16 protein-coding genes and 5 tRNA genes are annotated in these 18,013 nt (G+C 47.9%); 15 read left to right on the forward strand and 6 right to left on the reverse strand.

The window, feature by feature from the left end; genetic code table 11:
- Positions 1-6: 6 nt before the first annotated feature.
- Complete coding sequence (locus MKY42_RS07160; RefSeq protein ID WP_090894371.1) at positions 7-1,500, reverse strand: serine hydrolase; 1,494 nt, start codon at positions 1,498-1,500, stop codon at positions 7-9.
- Between the two features lie 295 nt (positions 1,501-1,795).
- On the opposite strand from MKY42_RS07160, the gene MKY42_RS07165 reads away from it, so the two are divergent.
- The 6 genes from MKY42_RS07165 to MKY42_RS07190 all read left to right on the forward strand — a co-directional run bounded on the left by MKY42_RS07165 (position 1,796) and on the right by MKY42_RS07190 (position 10,463).
- Positions 1,796-2,998 (forward strand): DUF4367 domain-containing protein, encoded by a 1,203-nt coding sequence (locus MKY42_RS07165; protein ID WP_090894372.1) that lies wholly within the window; start codon positions 1,796-1,798, stop codon positions 2,996-2,998.
- A 457-nt stretch (positions 2,999-3,455) separates the two neighbouring features.
- The gene (gene alr / locus MKY42_RS07170; protein WP_339850043.1) at positions 3,456-4,643 is read left to right on the forward strand and encodes an alanine racemase; all 1,188 of its coding nucleotides are present in this window, start codon (positions 3,456-3,458) and stop codon (positions 4,641-4,643) included.
- 261 nt (positions 4,644-4,904) lie between these two features.
- Positions 4,905-5,186, forward strand: coding sequence for a ribbon-helix-helix protein, CopG family (locus tag MKY42_RS07175; RefSeq protein ID WP_024630715.1), 282 nt, complete (start codon positions 4,905-4,907; stop codon positions 5,184-5,186).
- Positions 5,187-5,189: 3 nt separating this feature from the next.
- A complete protein-coding gene (locus MKY42_RS07180; protein ID WP_024630714.1) occupies positions 5,190-5,540 on the forward strand; it encodes a type II toxin-antitoxin system PemK/MazF family toxin in 351 nt (116 codons plus the stop codon).
- 236 nt (positions 5,541-5,776) lie between these two features.
- Entirely contained in the window at positions 5,777-7,966 is a 2,190-nt protein-coding gene (locus tag MKY42_RS07185; protein WP_339850046.1) for an alpha-galactosidase, read from the forward strand.
- Between the two features lie 274 nt (positions 7,967-8,240).
- Positions 8,241-10,463 carry a Tex family protein gene (locus MKY42_RS07190; RefSeq protein ID WP_339852775.1) on the forward strand — a complete coding sequence of 741 codons (2,223 nt, stop codon included), beginning with the start codon at positions 8,241-8,243 and terminating at the stop codon, positions 10,461-10,463.
- A gap of 152 nt (positions 10,464-10,615) precedes the next feature.
- Here the strand turns inward: MKY42_RS07190 and cmpA are convergent, their stop codons facing one another.
- Positions 10,616-10,759, reverse strand: a complete 144-nt coding sequence (gene cmpA / locus MKY42_RS07195) for a cortex morphogenetic protein CmpA (RefSeq protein WP_090808144.1) — start codon at positions 10,757-10,759, stop codon at positions 10,616-10,618.
- Between the two features lie 227 nt (positions 10,760-10,986).
- Positions 10,987-11,343, reverse strand: coding sequence for a hypothetical protein (locus MKY42_RS07200; protein ID WP_024630711.1), 357 nt, complete (start codon positions 11,341-11,343; stop codon positions 10,987-10,989).
- A gap of 120 nt (positions 11,344-11,463) precedes the next feature.
- Here MKY42_RS07200 and MKY42_RS07205 point away from each other — a divergent pair, with 120 nt between their 5' ends.
- The 3 genes from MKY42_RS07205 (at position 11,464) to MKY42_RS07215 (ending at position 12,257) form a co-directional block, all read left to right on the forward strand.
- On the forward strand, positions 11,464-11,925 hold the full coding sequence (locus MKY42_RS07205) for a SprT family protein (protein ID WP_063564440.1): 462 nt from the start codon (positions 11,464-11,466) through the stop codon (positions 11,923-11,925).
- Between the two features lie 162 nt (positions 11,926-12,087).
- A tRNA-Asn gene (locus MKY42_RS07210) sits at positions 12,088-12,163 on the forward strand.
- 5 nt (positions 12,164-12,168) lie between these two features.
- Positions 12,169-12,257, forward strand: a tRNA-Ser gene (locus tag MKY42_RS07215).
- 228 nt (positions 12,258-12,485) lie between these two features.
- On the opposite strand, the gene MKY42_RS07220 is transcribed toward MKY42_RS07215, so the two are convergent.
- Complete coding sequence (locus tag MKY42_RS07220; RefSeq protein ID WP_339850057.1) at positions 12,486-13,184, reverse strand: winged helix-turn-helix domain-containing protein; 699 nt, start codon at positions 13,182-13,184, stop codon at positions 12,486-12,488.
- A gap of 170 nt (positions 13,185-13,354) precedes the next feature.
- On the opposite strand from MKY42_RS07220, the gene MKY42_RS07225 reads away from it, so the two are divergent.
- The gene (locus MKY42_RS07225; protein ID WP_339852778.1) at positions 13,355-13,954 is read left to right on the forward strand and encodes a flavin reductase family protein; all 600 of its coding nucleotides are present in this window, start codon (positions 13,355-13,357) and stop codon (positions 13,952-13,954) included.
- A 210-nt stretch (positions 13,955-14,164) separates the two neighbouring features.
- A complete protein-coding gene (locus tag MKY42_RS07230; RefSeq protein WP_339850060.1) occupies positions 14,165-14,836 on the forward strand; it encodes an MgtC/SapB family protein in 672 nt (223 codons plus the stop codon).
- Between the two features lie 66 nt (positions 14,837-14,902).
- On the opposite strand, the gene MKY42_RS07235 is transcribed toward MKY42_RS07230, so the two are convergent.
- Positions 14,903-15,799 (reverse strand): Cof-type HAD-IIB family hydrolase, encoded by an 897-nt coding sequence (locus MKY42_RS07235; protein WP_339850061.1) that lies wholly within the window; start codon positions 15,797-15,799, stop codon positions 14,903-14,905.
- A gap of 3 nt (positions 15,800-15,802) precedes the next feature.
- The gene (locus MKY42_RS07240; protein WP_090894388.1) at positions 15,803-16,579 is read right to left on the reverse strand and encodes a DeoR/GlpR family DNA-binding transcription regulator; all 777 of its coding nucleotides are present in this window, start codon (positions 16,577-16,579) and stop codon (positions 15,803-15,805) included.
- A 306-nt stretch (positions 16,580-16,885) separates the two neighbouring features.
- On the opposite strand from MKY42_RS07240, the gene MKY42_RS07245 reads away from it, so the two are divergent.
- From MKY42_RS07245 to MKY42_RS07260, 4 genes are all read left to right on the forward strand, one after another.
- Positions 16,886-16,957, forward strand: a tRNA-Glu gene (locus MKY42_RS07245).
- A 107-nt stretch (positions 16,958-17,064) separates the two neighbouring features.
- Positions 17,065-17,140: transfer RNA gene (locus MKY42_RS07250), tRNA-Lys, on the forward strand.
- Positions 17,141-17,158: 18 nt separating this feature from the next.
- Positions 17,159-17,241: transfer RNA gene (locus tag MKY42_RS07255), tRNA-Leu, on the forward strand.
- A 172-nt stretch (positions 17,242-17,413) separates the two neighbouring features.
- Positions 17,414-17,830 (forward strand): helix-turn-helix transcriptional regulator, encoded by a 417-nt coding sequence (locus tag MKY42_RS07260; RefSeq protein WP_179265521.1) that lies wholly within the window; start codon positions 17,414-17,416, stop codon positions 17,828-17,830.
- Positions 17,831-18,013 lie beyond the last annotated feature (183 nt).

Below are 18,013 nucleotides of genomic sequence, written 5' to 3' on the forward strand. Positions count from 1 at the left end.
ATGCTTTTATACTGAAGGTGTCTTTACAAATTCAATGGGATTCGTACCAGGTTCGAACAGCAGCGGAATGGATAGAGAGCTTATGGTGTCCTCTTCATCCGTCTTAAACGTAAAAGTGATTTTCAAGCCAAACAGGACAAGCTCTACGGAAAACGTATCTTTTCCAGTGTATTCCATAGGCATTTCAATGGCATTTAATGTGGCCTGTAACCCGTCGTTCGTCTGTTGAATAACGATCTCTCCGTAACCTGGATGGGTATAACTTCCCGCATACGCATGGATAGGACGATCATGGGGATGCACCTGAGTTTCCACTGGTTTTTCCTCAACAGAAGTTTTTGACGTCGTTGGTGTTTCGATGGTGTCTGTTGCTGCTTCGGAATCAGTTGAATCTCCAGTCACTAATTTGGCTAATCTCCCACTCCAATCTACAGGTTCCAATTCAAGCAAACGATCAATAACGTTAAAAGAAATCGTGTAGGGAAGAATGCTCCCATTAGTATTGCAAAGAACTACAACACCGATCTGTTCCCCTGGTAAAAAGGCGACCTGTGAAGCGAATCCATCGATTGCCCCGCCGTGGTGGATCATGGCGTGTCCGCGATAAGAATCTATCATCCAGCCTAGGCCGTACGTGCTAAGAGGCAGTTCTTTGCTGTGAAATGGTGAATCACAAACCATTTGCGGGCTGTGTAGAACAGCCAACTGTTCTTTGGAAATCAGTTGTTTCCCACCCTGTTGCCCCTGATTCAATTGAAATTGCACCCAGGCAATCATATCCACCAGATTGCTGTTAATACAGCCAGCAGGCCCCACGGCATCTATTTTCCGAAAAGGTATCCGCGTGCTCTCACCGTTTTGATCTATATAAGGGAAGGCGAAGTCAGGTTGATTCTGCATCTCATCAACAGAGAAGACGCTTGAATTCATCCCGAGTGGGTTAAACAGGGACTCCTGGACGACATTCTCCCATGAAGTTCCTTTAAGTTGACCCACCAGATAACCAGCCGCCATATACATCAGGTTCTGATATTGCCATTTGTTCCGAAAGTCCTCATTAGGCTCCAGATACTGAAGCGCGTTTACGAGTTCTTCTCTGCTCCGTGATGAGTTGTACCATACCATCTCATGCCTTGGAAGACCGGAGCGATGACAGAGCATATCGCGGATGGTCAGGCGTTCTGTGGCTACGGGATCGAACATTTTGAAGTCTTTCAAATAGGTCCTAACAGGTGTGTCCCACTTCAGCATGTCCTGATCGACGAGCAGGGCAGCGGTTGATGCTGTGAAGGCTTTGGTACTTGAACCGATCGCGAATAAGGTATGGGGTGTGACTTCGAGCTTGGACTCCAGATCGCGATAACCGTATCCTTTTTGCAAAATGACTTCATCCCTGTGAATAATCGCTACCGCCACACCTACTCCTTTCCAGCGTTGAAGCTGCTCTTCCACAAAATCATCCAATCCATTCAGCAATGAGTGAAGATAGGTTGTGTTCATTATTTTCCTCCAATTTAAAATAGAGTTGTACATCAATTCAGCTACATAATAGTGTTATGTAATTACATTGGTTGGGTTGTTATCTGTATTTACTATGAAGAATCTGGTTGGATTTTACATCCTACCCGAGACTGATTTTGTTACCAGATAGGGTATTGTGGCAATGCACGATGGAATGCTTGTCAAACTAGTCCGCATATATCGAACAAGTCCCTCATAACATGTACTAATCAAGTAGGGGTTCTGCTGTACGCACAATCCTGAAGTGAAAACATGTGCTAAAGGGGATGATGTCATGCGCCGAATATCATGGATGCTTGCCATGGTATTGGTCTTATCGACCTTACTTGCCGCCTGCGGGAAGAAGGATGCGGCAGCCGTGGTCAAAGATCTGAACGAAGTCGTAGGAGAAATGGAAAGTTATCAGGGGGCAGGCGTTATGACGCTGCATACCGGAGATACGCCGCAGCAGTACAAGGTCGAGGTATGGCATCAAAAGCCTTCGTATTATCGTATCGCGTTAACGAATGCCAAAAAGGATGTAACACAAATTGTACTGCGCAATGATGAGGGCGTATTTGTCCTGACACCGAGTCAGAACAAAAGCTTCCGTTTCCAGAGTAACTGGCCGGATAACCAAGGCCAGGTATACCTCTACGAGACGCTGATCCGCAGCATAACAGGTGATTCGACCCGCCAGTTTGCCGATGAGAAGGAAAGCTATGTATTCGATGTAGCTGCCAACTACAATACACATGCATTGGTCAGACAGAAAATATGGTTGAACAAAAGCGATTACGCACCGAAACAGGTAGAAGTGTCCGATTCGAATGCCAATGTGGTGGTCGATGTGAAGTTCGATAGCTTCAAATTTGGTACCGAATTTGAGAAAGACGCGTTTGACATGCAGCGTAATATGACTGCTGCTACTGAAAATGGTGGCAAGGCTGGTACTGACTCAGGCGCGGCTCCTGCTGGGGACGGTAAAGAGACTACCAAACCTCAAGCTGCTACAGAGGAAGGTTCTGCATCGAATCCAAGCGGAACCGTTAGTGATGGACAGACGGGTGTGAGTGATAACGCCGAACAGCAAGGTTCAGAAGATCCAGCCAGCGGGCAAGGAACGGAAGAACCAACATCAGCCGAGCCGGAAGGTACAGACAGCTTCGGGGTTATTCAGCCAACCTATGCACCGGAAGGCGTCAAATTGAAAGACGATCAGATCGTGGAAGGGTCAGGAGACTATTCGGTTATGCTTCGTTACGAAGGAACTTATAATTACACGATCTTTGAGGCGCGGCCGCAGGACAGAGCCGTATCCCTTGCGCCGTCCCGAGTTGTGGATCTTGGATTCACCCTGGGAATGATCAGCGGAGATGCTTTACAGACACTCACTTGGATGACAGATGGAGTGGAGTACAGGATTACAAGCGCAGATTTGCCAGAAAACGAGATGATACAGATTGCGACCTCCATGCAGGAAGAGTCAGGGAAATGATTTGGAAAGTATAGTCGTCCTAACATAAGGAATGCTAAGAAGCATCGGAGATATTCTCCGGTGCTTTGCTGCATATACAGGTCATCTTTCCTGTTTTATTGCAGTGATTCGCAAGATATGATTTCAGTTGAAGCTATGTGTATCAACAGCCAATGATCCGGCGTAAGATAAGAAAGGATTAGGTCCAGTGTACTCAATAATGCAAAACACGCTTCTACGCGGGAGGAACCGGGTAAATAATACGATATAAGCAGATGAGTTACGTTATGGAGAGACAAATATCTCATTCATGGTCTGGCTTATAGGTCTTATTCCGCGTTTGCTCCCGGCTCCGGGATAGCGCTCCTGTATGTGTTTTGGACTGCAGATCTTCCGTTCATTTGACAGTCACATGCTTGAGCATTACGATGGAGTCTGACGTGAGCCGGATTAAGATGATTAGAGAAGGTGACTTAACGTGCAAGAACAATATCGGCCGACCCAAGCGGAAATCAATTTGGATCATTTGTGCAACAACGTAGACGCTTTCCGCGAAGCATTGCCGCAAGGCATGAAGCTGCTCGCTTGTGTGAAGGCAAATGCCTATGGGCATGGAGCAGTGGAGACGGCCAGAGAACTGGAACGAGTTGGCGTGGATTACTTAAGTGTGGCTTTTCTGGACGAAGCGCTTGAATTGCGACAACACGGAATTACCCTTCCGATTCTGGTATTGGGTTACACGCCGCCAGAAGGCATCGCTGAAGCCTGGAAACATGATGTAACCATAACGCTGTTCAGTAGGGAAGTACTCGAAGCCATTCAACATCTGGAGACGGGCACATCCTCTCGTAAGCTAAAGGTTCACATCAAAATCGACAGCGGTATGGGCAGGCTTGGCCTGTTGCCAGGCGACGAGGCACTTGCTTTCATTCTGGAAGCAGCCAAGCTGAAGCAGGTGATCCTGGAAGGCATGTTTACCCATTTTGCCAAAGCGGATGAAAAAGACAAGACCTATACACTGGAGCAGTATCGACGGTTCCGAAGTGTGGTTGATGCACTGCGGGATCAGGGATGTGTCATCCCGATTATACATACGGCGAACAGCGCTGCCGCCATTGATACGCCGGAATTGTCCTACGATATGGTGCGTGTGGGAATCAGTCTTTACGGACTCTATCCTACCGCAGAGGTGAATCATCAGGTGGTGAAGCTGTCCCCGGTATTGACACTGAAGACGAAGGCGGTTCTTGTCAAAACGCTGCCTCCTCATTGGGGTGTAAGCTACGGAACCCATTATGTAACACAAGGGAATGAACGAATAGCGACCCTGCCTATCGGCTATGCAGACGGATTTTCAAGAATGCTGTCAGGTAAAGCACAAGTACTTGTGCGCGGCCGCCGTGTTCCCGTCGTCGGTACGATCTGCATGGATCAGTGTATGGTGTCGCTACAATCTTTTGCAGCAGAAGCAGAAGAAATTCAAGTCGGCGAAGAGGTTGTTCTCATCGGTCACCAATCGGGTGCAGTCATAACTGCAGACGAGGTGGCATCTCAGCTCGGTACAATTCACTACGAAGTGATCTGCATGATGGCGCACCGAATTCCGCGGGTTTATACCCGTCATGGAGCAGTAGTCGCCAGAATCAACCCTCTTTTGACATCCTGATGGCTTGACTGGACGCTATTTCCAATAAACTTTTTTTCAGAACAGAAGGAAAACTGTCGGAGCATCTCGAATTATGAATGATGACTGGGATGAAAAATCCTGAAAAGAGATGTTTGGTCTGTACGAATATTGTTCCCCGTGTTTATAATGGAGTACAGCATACTTGATATACTCGGGGCATATATATTCCTTTGTATAAAAGTTCTGGAAAAACGTAATACTGGTTCACAATGGCGAAAGGTTTGTGGGGGTGGAAGAAAGGTGGCCAACTTGCAGAACACCAAGCGGATCATGATCAGTTTGCCTGATTATCTTTTGCAAGAAGTGGATGGCATCGTAGCGCTGGAGAATTCCAACCGCAGCGAATTGATTAGGCAGGCCATGAAGCTGTATTTGACGGAGCGTAAGAAACGTTACATCCGTGAGTCGATGCAGCGAGGGTACATGGAGATGGCGAAGATTAACCTCACCATGGCATCCGAGGCCTTTCACGCGGAGGAAGATGCGGACAGCACTCTGGACCGCTTAGTTAGCGGGGTGTAGACATTGATCGTAAAACGCGGTGACGTTTTTTTTGCGGATCTTTCTCCCGTTGTCGGTTCCGAGCAAGGTGGAGTCAGGCCGGTTCTGGTCATCCAGAATGACATCGGCAACCGGTTTAGTCCTACTTGTATTGTGGCGGCGATCACCGCCCAGATCCAAAAGGCAAAGCTGCCGACGCATGTGGAGATTGATGCGGCGGCACACGGCTTTGACCGGGACTCGGTTATTTTGCTCGAACAAATACGGACGATTGATAAGCAGAGGCTGACCGACAAGATTACCCATCTGGACGAGGAGACCATGAAACTGGTCAACGAAGCCTTACAGATCAGCCTAGGTTTAATCGATTTTTAAGGCACCAGGCAGTTGTTTCTTTGTTCTGCTGCCGTGCCATCCGTAGACAATGGATGTTCCTTGCAGGAACACACAATTTCAGACAGCAATCAGAAGAGCGTACAACAGCCTAACGGCCGGGGTGCGCTCTTTTGATTAAAGCTTCATGAAAGCGTAGAACATTGTGAAGCTTTTCGTTATAATGATACCGAGAAACCGTTTACGTCAATCGACATATATAGAGGTGGAGGAGACATATGAGCATTTATATTGATCAGGAGAAGCTTCAATTTCATCTACAGACTCAAAAGGCAAGCTATGTATTTCAGGTCCTGCCTTCGGGATATTTGGTACATTTATATTATGGCAAAAGACTGCGTGATACCGATCTAAGCTGGCTTCATGTGCGTACAGAGCGTGCTTCGTTCAGTCCGAATCCGGTGCCGGAAGACCGGACGATCTCCTTCGACACATTGGCTCAAGAATTGCCCGTATACGGTACAAGTGATTTCCGTAATCCGGCAATTCAATTGGAGCTTGAGAATGGTTCAACCGTTTCGGAGTTTACGTATACAGGCCATCGACTGATCAAAGGAAAGGCAGCGCTTACTGGACTGCCTGCGACTTATGTTGAATCTGACGATGAAGCTGAGACACTCATCGTTGAACTGGAAGATCGTGTTGCAGGGATCAAGATTGAACTTAGCTACACGGCCTTTGCAGCATTTAATGCAATTACGCGTTCCATGAGTATCATTAATGAGAGTGCTACCTCGGTGAATATTGCACGTGCGCTCAGCTCTTCTGTTGATTTCCCGCATGCCGATTACGAATTACTGCAACTGTCAGGAGCATGGACGCGTGAACGGGACATCGTTCGCAGACCACTTGCTTCCGGCCTGCAAGGCATCGAGAGCCGTCGGGGTTCAAGCAGTCACCAGCAGAACCCGTTCATTGCCCTGATGACACCGGGTACAGACGAAGATCAGGGTGAAGTCTATGGCTTCAGCCTTGTATATAGCGGCAGCTTCACAGCACAGGCGGAAGTGGATCAGTTCCACACCACGCGTGTATCGCTGGGAATCAATCCGTTTGAGTTCAGCTGGAAGCTGGATTCGCAGGAGTCATTCCAGACGCCTGAGACGGTCATGGTGTACTCGGATGCGGGTCTCGATGGCATGTCTCAGTCGTATCATAAACTGTATCGGGAGCGCCTTGCACGGGGCAAGTTCCGCAATGCAGAGCGTCCGGTTCTGGTCAACAACTGGGAAGCGACCTATTTCGGCTTCAATGCAGATAAGATTGAGCAGATCGCCCAGGCAGGCAAAAAGCTTGGTATTGAACTGTTCGTACTGGATGACGGATGGTTTGGACATCGGGATAGCGATAACTCGTCACTCGGTGACTGGATTGTGGACAAGAACAAACTGCCTCAAGGGCTGGATGATTTGGCAAATCGGGTGACCAGTCTGGACATGCAGTTCGGACTATGGTTCGAACCTGAGATGATTTCGCCTGACAGCGACTTGTACCGTGCTCATCCGGACTGGTGTCTGCATGTGCCGGATCGCCGCCGCACGGAAGGGCGCCAACAATTGGTACTCGATTTCTCCCGTCAGGATGTGCGTGATGAGATTGTACGCATGCTAAGCGATGTGCTTGGATCTGCGCCAATCACTTATGTGAAATGGGACATGAACCGGAATATGACGGAAGTGGGCTCTGCATTGCTGCCGGCAGACAGACAGCGTGAGACTGCGCATCGTTATATGCTTGGATTATACGAAGTCATGGAACGTATTACTTCAGCGTTCCCGAATATCCTGTTCGAGAGCTGTTCAGGTGGTGGCGGCCGTTTTGATCCAGGTATGCTGTATTACATGCCGCAAACGTGGACCAGCGATAATACGGACGCAATATCCCGTCTGCGTATTCAATATGGTACAAGCCTGGTGTATCCGGTAAGCTCAATGGGGTCGCATATCTCTGCTGTTCCTAATCACCAGGTCAACCGAATTACTTCACTGGAAATTCGTGGACATGTCGCTATGTCCGGTAACTTTGGATACGAGCTGGATTTGACTCGTTTCACAGAGGAAGAGAATGCCATTGTGAAGGCGCAGGTTGAGCTGTACAAAGAAATTCGGGGAACCATCCAATACGGAACGTTCCGCCGCTTGCTAAGTCCGTTTGAGGGAAATGAAACGGCATGGATGTTTATTTCACCAGATGGCAGCGAAGCCGTTGTATTCTACTTCCGTGTGCTCTCTGAACCGAATGCACCGCTCCAACGTCTGAAGCTGAAGGGCTTGGACCCTAATGCGGATTACCGCCTGAAAGGTGGCTCCGAGACATATACCGGGGATGCACTGATGTATGGTGGGATCTCGGTAGGCCGTGCATCTGGAGACTATCTGAGTGAAATGTTCCGCTTCGAACGGGTATAATAAACTGGCGTGAACGCAGGGTTTATCAGGGGAGACCGGAAGACGTCTGGAGACGTTTTTCGGTCTTTTCTTATGGCTGAGACGTAGGTTTGATACGTAATCTCAATTGTAAGAACTTGTAACCTGGACGAATGCTGGAAATCTGAACGGGATTTTGTGATAATATAGGGGAGAGGAATCTGTATGTATGCAGGTTCGATACTGTGATTACAGCAGCAAAGCTGCCCTGAACAAGCTTCAACTGAACGATTCAGGAAGGAAAGAGGGATTTATTTTGTCTGAACAGGAAACGGTTCTGGAACCCAATGAAGAAACAATAAAGGCAGAACGCCATGAACGAATCATCAAACAGGTAGCCAAGGAACTGTCACTGTCCTTGAAGCAGGTCCGCACCACGTCGGAGCTTCTGGACGAAGGCAATACGATTCCATTTATCGCCCGCTACCGCAAAGAAATGACTGGAGAGCTGGATGAGAACCAGCTGCGGCTCATTGAAGAACGCATCGTATACTTGCGTAATCTGGAAGACCGCAAAGTGGAAGTCATCCGTATTATAGAGGAACAAGGCAAGCTGACCGGAGAATTGAAACAATCCATCACGCAGGCAGTTAAGCTGCAGGAAGTGGAGGACTTGTACCGTCCGTTTCGTCAGAAGCGGAAAACCCGTGCCAGTGTAGCGAAGGAAAAAGGTCTTGAACCACTAGCTGTCTGGATCTGGGGTCAACCGAAGCAAGGTAATGTTATGGAGGAAGCTGCGCGTTATATCAATGCTGAACTTGGGGTAGAAGATGCAGAGATCGCACTTCAGGGAGCCAAAGATATTTTAGCTGAGAATATTGCAGATGATGCTGCTATTCGTGCATGGATTCGTCGTTATACGCTCGATCATGGCATGCTGACTTCGGAAGCGAAGGATGCTGAGCAGGAGTCTGTATATGAGAACTACTATGATTATCGTGAATTAGCCAAAAAAATGCCGCCTCACCGTATTCTCGCCATTAACCGCGGTGAACGTGAAAACATTTTGAAAGTGGGTCTGGACGTGCAGCCTGAACCGGCTCACCGTCATATGGAAGGACAGATCATCAAGGGTACATCTGCGGTCCAGGACGTATTGCGTGCTGTGATTGAAGATGCTTACAAACGATTGATTGCCCCTTCAATTGAGCGTGAGGTTCGTGCAGAACTGACGGAAAAAGGTGAAAACCAAGCGATATCCGTATTCTCGGCCAATCTTCGCAATCTGCTGCTTCAGCCGCCGATTCATGGCAAACGTGTGCTTGGTGTCGATCCTGCCTATCGTACCGGTTGTAAGCTGGCTGTGGTCGACGATACGGGCAAGCTGTTGGAAGTGGCTGTTACGTACCCAACGCCACCACACAACAAGAAGCGTGAAGCTGCCGAGGTTTTCCATCGGATGATCAAGCAGTACGATATCGGATTGATTGTTATCGGTAATGGTACCGGGTCGCGTGAAACAGAACAGTTTGTTGCCGAGATTATTCAGGAGAACGGGGACGAAAGTCTCGTGTATCTGATCGTCAATGAAGCTGGAGCGAGTGTGTATTCTGCATCCAAGCTGGCTCAGGAAGAATTCCCGGATCTTGACGTTGCTGAGCGGAGTGCTGCTTCAATTGCCCGCCGGGTGCAGGACCCGCTGGCTGAGTTGGTTAAGATCGATCCAAAAGCCATTGGTGTAGGCCAATACCAACATGACGTTTCTCAAAAAATATTGGAAGAAAGCTTGAAGGCTGTTGTGGAATCCGCAGTTAACCATGTGGGCGTGGATGTGAACACGGCTTCGCCTTCACTGCTGTCCTATGTTGCGGGTGTAAATGCCACCATTGCCAAAAATATTGTGAAATACCGCGAAGAGAACGGCCGGTTCACGAATCGTCGCCAGTTGCAGAAGGTGCCGCGTCTGGGGGCCAAAACCTATGAGCAATGCGTAGGCTTTATGCGGATTGCTGAAGGTGAGAACCCACTGGATCGCACACCGATTCACCCTGAATCGTATAAGGTCGTTGACCAGCTCTTTAAGGAGCTTCAGGTTGCGCTGGACAAGCTGGGCAGCAAGGAACTGTCTGTGCTCCTGTCGGAGCAACAACCGGAACAGCTGGCTGTGAAGCTGGATGTGGGCGTGCCTACACTGCGTGACATTCTGGACAGCTTGCAGCGTCCGGGTCGTGACCCGCGTGAGGAAATGCCGCTACCGATCTTCCGCACGGATGTGCTCAAAATTGAAGATTTGGTGGAAGGCATGGAGCTGCAAGGTACGGTTCGTAACGTAATCGACTTTGGTGCTTTTGTTGACATCGGCATCAAGAGTGACGGACTTGTCCACATCTCACAGCTGAGCAACGGTTACGTTAAACATCCGATGGATGTTGTATCTGTGGGGGATAATGTAACGGTTTGGGTGATGAACGTGGATACCAAAAAAGGCCGTGTCGGCCTCACGATGAAAAAACCTGCTTCTTCTAAGCAGTCTTCCTAATCCAGGCACAATGATTGGAGAACAGCCTTCCCTGTAACGGGAAGGCTGTTTGTGTCAGTTATAATAGTACTGTTGCCCGTACTGTATTCTTCGAAGGGATTTTATGAATGAAGTGAGAGCTTGAAGTGGACGGAGAGAGTGGCGTCAGATTCTTAGAGTTCGCTGTCCGCGCTGCGCGGGGTGCCACTTGTCGGTTTGTTTCGGTAAAAGAACCAGCATTCGTTCAGAAGCTTGATCTGTCTGCTGTCCTTTTTGTGAAATGCACGCATCAGTTGATTGCAAAGCCATTGAGGCAAGGGTATCTCCTCCTCTTGCATAATTCATCTGTACGTTAGCATATGTGGCAATAGCCTGGACTGTGCGGATTAACCCGTGATGAACACGGAAAATTCAATATCTATACGGATATACGAGGGGCGGGGCCCATGAATGTAGGGTTGGAAAAGTGAAAAAAGCGCAACCTCCGTTTTGAGGAGATGCGCTTTTGGTTCCATCCTGCATTATTAATAAGTCCATAAGTACATTAGAGTGATTCCATCTCTTCTTCATACCATTGCTCTAATTGGGCCTGAAGCGCCCGAATTTCAGTGAGCAGGGAAATCAAAGGATATTCGCTCTCTCTTAGTGCTGCAAAGCTTTGTTCAAGCGCATTGATATAATCAAGGCCTCCGATGATGGAGAGTTGCTCGTCCAGAAGATCAAGATTGTCACATTCGGCGATTGCCCAAGGCAGAACAGGTACATCTGCTGCGGTAAGTTTGTCAATCTCTTTGTGCAGGCGAAGGTTGAGCGCACTGAGTTGATAAGCGTAATCGGCAGGCATTTCCACAAACTGCAATTGCTGTTCCTGCTGTAGGATGACGTAGCGCATTGTAGGCATAACGAGTAATAATCTCCCCTCATACATTCTACTTGACAGTGTAGCCTACGAAACGGTTAAAATTCAAGTATTATGGCGGAAAAACAAATGGCCCAAGGGGTGTGAAAGGAGGACAAACCGATGGAAAATGAGGAATTGCAGCAATGGATTGAGCAGGTGTCACTCGATCATTTCGGGGTTCCGTTCACTCATGAGGCGCTGTTTAACCGTCGTCTGACCACGACAGGTGGGCGCTATATGCTCAAGAGTCATCGAATAGAGATTAATCCTCATCAGCTCGAAGCCTATGGGCGGGAAGAGGTTGAGAAAATCATCAAGCATGAGCTGTGTCACTATCATCTGCACATTCGTGGACGCGGCTACCAACACCGGGACCCAGAATTCAAGGCCCTGTTGCAGAAGGTTGGCGGTTCGAGGTTCTGTCAGTCCCTTCCGGATGGAAAGGGCAGAAAGCCATTACCTTATCGCTATAAGCTGGTATGCAAAAGCTGTGGCACGGAATATTTGCGTAAACGCAAAGTTGATCCGAAGCGGTACCGCTGTGGTCGATGTGCGGGCAAGTTAGGGATTCATACAATCTAAGGTGAATGGTTTATGGCAGCGCCACTTGTTACCACAGAGCCATGTGTACTGTGCTCGTGGTGACTATTAATAAGAGTATCTAAAGCTTATTAAGAAAGTCACCGGAGGCATGTTGACTTGGAATATTAATCATGATAAATTTAGGTTATTCAAGATTATTATTCCCTGATAGCTCAGTTGGTAGAGCACTCGACTGTTAATCGAGTTGTCACAGGTTCGAGCCCTGTTCGGGGAGCCATTCTTGGAGAGATACCCAAGTGGCTATAAGGGGACCCTCTGCTAAGGGGTTAGACTGCGTAAGCGGTGCGAGGGTTCGAATCCCTCTCTCTCCGTTCTGATTTACTTCTCTGTATAAGGGATGAGAACCCTAAAGGTTCGTCGGAGCATATGCTTCGTAAGCCATACATCGCAGTCTCGAATGAAGTGAGAGTATCCCTCTCTCTCCGTTCTCAATAAAATAAAACATAATCCCCCTCCCCGGTTACCGACAAAGGTTACTGAGGAGGGGGATTTTTGATGTATCTCATTTTGCCAATGTACACGAAAGAGCGATTGCCGACCTATAGTGAAATGCCGAATACCTCGTACAAACCCTTCTTGCCAGCTTCCGTGACTTCCACCGAACGGCTGCCTGCCTTCTGGCGGGTCCAGTCCAGTTCAGACAAGCGGCGTCCCAGTTCGTCTCCCAGTACTCCGGAGATATGGTGACGACGTTCACTCCAATCCAGACATTTACGAGCCACAGCGCGGCGTGATCCGGCTTTCCCTTCAAGAATAATGCCAAAAGAAGTGAGCCATTGAATCCCTATCTCTGTAATGTGGTAATCCTTGGCCTGCTCTTCCTCAGGTTCTTCGAGATATCCCTCCCGCAATAAAGCTTCACACAACGATATCCCTAACTTTCCAGCCAGATGCCCATAACAGGTTCGAGCAAAGCTTAGATGCTGAAGCTGGTTGGACTGTTTGAGGGATCTCACTTGTACTGGTGCGGCGATACTTCCCATCGTCTCAATCAGAAAAGCAACCTCTTTGCCTGCGAGACGATAGTATCGATGCCGTCCTTGCTGTTCAACGACGAGCAGCCCGCCTTCGACCAGCTTGGCGAGATGACTGCTTGCCGTTTGAGGAGTAACACTCGCCATGTAAGCGAGTTCGCCGGCAGGAAGGGCACGACCATCCAACAAAGCTTCCAAAAAAATAGCACGACTGGGATCAGCAATTAACGACGCAATAACAGAAATATTCGGATATGTATTCATACTTCGATGATACCTTAACTATTGGTGTATTACAATTCAACCATGCAAGAATTACAACCTAACAGATAGAAGGGATGGATTGAAGAGTGGAGGAAGAAGAAATGTATACCAATGATAGAACGCACGAAGAGTTTGAATCGGTGAACCATCGGGATTTGAACAGAGAACTGATGCAGCATGAGGTGACAACTCCAAGTATTTTGTACTATGGCACACCAGTATTGCTGCTGAGCACGTTAAACGAAGATGGAACGACGAACCTGTCTCCGCTTTCTTCATCCTGGGCACTGGGCGACTGCTTGGTACTTGGAGTGGGTATTCAGGGCAAAGCCTTTGAGAACCTGCGTCGTCATCCCGAATGTGTAATTAATCTGCCAGATGCAACCATGTGGGAGCAGGTTGAGCGGTTGGGGCGTTATACCGGAAGATATCCCGTTCCTGAAGAGAAAAGGAAGATGGGGTTTGAGTTTTGCGATGATAAATTTGCCGTCTCTGGACTGACACCCCAAAGTTCAATTCAGGTTGAGCCGGATAAAATAGCGGAATGTCCGCTCCAGATCGAAGCCGCGGTACAGCACATTCGCATTCCCGAACATACGCCTTTTATGGCGATTGTGGAAGTAAAAGCATTGAAGGTACACGCACATACCCGGCTGTTATCAGGTTTGAACAAGATTAACCCAGAGAAGTGGAATCCTTTAATTTATAATTTCCGACATTATTATGGACTTGGAGAACGGTATGGGGAGAGCTTTCGGGCAGAGAAGTGATGTGTGGACTCTAAAATAGCATAGACAATCAGCAAGTAATCCAGAATAGATGAAGTGGGGCCAGTTGGGGCGCCGCTTCTTTCTGTGTATATGAGACTTCATAAAGATTTCATCCAAGTAATCTATACATTCGGCTATTTTATTAGTCAAGGATTGGGTAAATAGTAAAGAAAGAGACATGTAAGCATATACATAAGAGAGGTGATGAGCATGGAAATGGAATACTTAATGCGTGTACTCGTAGCTGGCATATGCGGCGTGTTGATCGGATATGAGCGCAAGAACCGAATGAAGGAAGCGGGGATACGTACTCACTTTGTTGTTGCTGTAGGTGCAGCGTTGATGATGATTGTATCCAAGTATGGCTTTCAGGATCAGGCAGGCTGGCCGAATCTGTCGCTTGACCCATCCAGGATTGCCGCACAGGTGGTCAGTGGGGTCGGCTTCATTGGAGCCGGAATGATCTTCACACAGCGCCACACGGTCCGGGGATTGACGACAGCGGCGGGAATCTGGGCGACTGCAGGAATGGGACTGGCTGTGGGTTCGGGATTGTATTGGACAGGTGCGGGGGTGACGCTGCTTATTGTTCTGGCCCAGATGCTGCTGCATCGGCCGACACGCTGGTTAGTGTCTGCGCGAACAGAGACATTGACTATTCGACTGCTAAAGGAAGGGGACACCCTCAAAACCGTTTTGGCTTTGCTGGGACAGGAGAAAATTTCGGTGGTCGGATTCAAAACAGAACAGCAAATAAGCACAGACTCCGGGGAGGAGACTGTACTTGAATTCACTCTGCAACTGCCTGGATCATATCGGGCCGAGCAATTAATTATTTTATTGCAGGATGTGCCTCACGTTCGATCTGTAGATATGAGATGAGCCCAGGGTATCCCTAAGCTTTCGCTAGGTCGCGAGATCGCAATGCCGAGCTATAACGACAATCAATTACTGACTGCCTTCAATGACGGTCTCTGGCCGGGAAACGGGCTTGCCTTCAAGAACACACTGAATGGCATGTGCGACACCATGCTCCACATTGGTCAAAGAGATAGCCTTGGCAATCGCCTTAATCTCCGGTTCAGCATTGCCCATGGCAATACCGAGTCCTGCCATTTTGAGCATGGATACATCGTTGAAGTTATCACCAATGGCTGCTGTATCTTCCATGGAGATGTTCAGATGGGCTGCCAGTTTGCTTAAGGCGTTACCTTTGGATACATCAGGATGCTGCATTTCGAAGTTGTGTTCAGAGGACACCACCATGGCTACATCCGAGCGAGAGGCAAAGTATTCGCGTCCCTGCTGTAATTGAGCCGGATCCAATGAAAAGGCCATAATATTGTAAATGTAAGCTTCGGAAGGGATTTCCTGATGGGAGTTTACGCGGTGATAGTCTTTCTTGTCATAGTGCTTCTTAACAGCTCGAATAAGGCGTTCAATATCCTCCCCGGGACTTGAGCCAAGGATGCGATCCATTTCAGCGAGCATCGCCTCATGGCTGCTGATAGGGGCATATATCCCCTGTTGTGTGGAGGCCTCATAGTAGCAATGGTGATCCTCCAGCCACTGCATGACGGATGCGGCCGTCTCACGCTCAAGTGGAAGATGGAATAGGCGTTCACCGTTGGCATCATGGATGGTAGCTCCGTTGGAGCCGATGACTGGCGTGTTAATTCCGCCTTCGCTGCTTATCGTTAATACGTCGGAATAGACCCGTCCTGTAGCAATCGTAATCTTCAATCCTTCTTGTTGCGCCTTATGGATTGCAGCTGCATTTTCCGGGCTGATCTGACTGTCTCTGTTCAATAGTGTTCCATCTAGATCGGTAGCAAATAATTTCATATATTACAACTCCTTTTCAATTGTGGGTTCAGGAATGAGAATCTCGACTTGCTGTTCGGCTAGAAAAGTCCGCCATTCTTGGGAAGGCCATTGATCTGTAATTAACATGTTAACGAGTGACCAGTCCGCAAAACGATAACCATAACGCCTATCAAACTTGGAATGGTCAGCGAGTACAATAACCTGTTTCGCAGCCTGCATCATTTTGTGCTTGATCTTTCCTTCTTCTTCAGAGGCACTGAAGCCGTCCATCGTAATTCCGCCAATGCCGATAAAGGCTTTGTCTACATAATAATGGGAAAGAGTTTCAATCACTGAAGTACCATAGACGTAACGTTGTTCCTTATCGACTTTGCCGCCCAGCAAACGAATCTCGACAGCGGTATGATTGGAGAGAAGTTCAGCTGAATAAATGGAATTGGTGATGACGGTGCAGGATTTGCCGTTTAGATTTTCGGCACAGGTCTGCACTGTAGTGGAAGAATCCAGAATAATGTGTTCGCCTTGGCGGACGATAGCAGCGGCTAGCTTGCCAATAGCTCTTTTTTCATCGGAAATGTGGAGCAGACGATCTTTATAGGATCGGTGCTCGTCTGGTGGAACGGGGAGAATTGCACCGCCGCGTGTTCGGATAATGGCATCCTGTTCTTCAAGCTTGATCAGATCCCTTCGTGCTGTGTCCCGGGAAACGTCAAAGAGGGATACAATATCATCAGCCGAGATGCGATTGTGTTTACGCAAATGTTCAATAATCAGCTGCATTCGTTCTTCCTGAAACAAACGTGCCGCCTCCTTATACGTAGCTGACCGTGTATATAACTGATAAGTTAATTATAAGTACTAATAATGAGATTTGCAATATTATAAGTGAATGTAAGTGTATTTAAGTTTTTTGATGCTGATTTTACAAATTGCGAGGATGACGGTGATAAATTTGTGAAAGACATTTCAGGCGTGAACACGCTCTTGACCTCATGAAGAAGGAGGGGAACAGGAGTGCATAAAAAAATGAAAAAAAGTGTTGCACATTTAAGTTGGCCTATGATATACTCATTCTTGTCGCCAAGAAAGACAACTTGTTTACAAGGCCCGTTGGTCAAGGGGTTAAGACACCTCCCTTTCACGGAGGTAACAGGGGTTCGAATCCCCTACGGGTCATTATCTTCACCACCTCAGGGGTGCACAATCCTGACGAGGTATCCTCAAAAAGTCATAGCTCCTGAACAAAAGAGTTACGTATGGCACATCCGGTGAAGTTACAGCAAGAGCCATTAGCTCAGTTGGTAGAGCACCTGACTTTTAATCAGGGTGTCGAAGGTTCGAGCCCTTCATGGCTCACCATTTTTACAAATTGAATATGCGGTCGTGGTGGAATGGCAGACACGCTATCTTGAGGGGGTAGTGGGTGTATACCCGTGGAGGTTCGAGTCCTCTCGACCGCATCACAGCAACAAACGGTATAAGATAGGCTCTCGTGATTATTCATGGGAGTCTATCTTTGTGTTATGAGAAATACCAGAACGTATTCCTGGGATGAAAAGGCTGAGCATTCAATAAGGTTGTGGTATAATTTAGGTATATGTATTGATTATTACGGTTGGAAGGCGGTTCTGTATGCAGTCGATCTATGAGCGAATTGAACACCTGATTGCTGAACGAGGAATGACCAAGAAGGCTTTCTGCCAACAGCTGAAGATCAGCACGGGCAATCTGGGTGACTGGAAACGCGGTAAATCTATTCCGAGTACGAATAAACTAATTGAGATTGCTTCGTTTTTTGATGTGAGCCTTGACTGGCTCATGATTGGGCGTCCATCCAAGGAAGCGATGGTACGGGAAAAACGGGAGGATTATTTTTTTGACGTGTTGCGGCAATTGAATTGCCAAGAGAGCGAATTATCGACTGTGGAACAGTCTTTTATCAGTGAATATATTGAATTTACCCGTTATCGCAAATCCAAAGAAAGCAGGGATTCAAACGCTTTTCGTTACAAGGCAGAAGATAATCCTGAGGCAGATGAGTCGGTGTAGCAGCAAGATCGTGTAGTTCTCTACACAAACTCGAATACATTTGGACGTTAGGTCTTCTCGAATGCTTTAGAGCAACAATGTATAGATTAGACTCGAATGGTGATTGGCGGGGAAGACGAGTATCACTGTTTTCTATGCATTCCGCTGAGAGCAGAAGACTGGGATGATAACACGGAGTATTCA

Origin of the sequence: Paenibacillus sp. FSL W7-1088, from assembly GCF_037969855.1 — a bacterium.
GTDB lineage: Bacteria > Bacillota > Bacilli > Paenibacillales > Paenibacillaceae > Paenibacillus.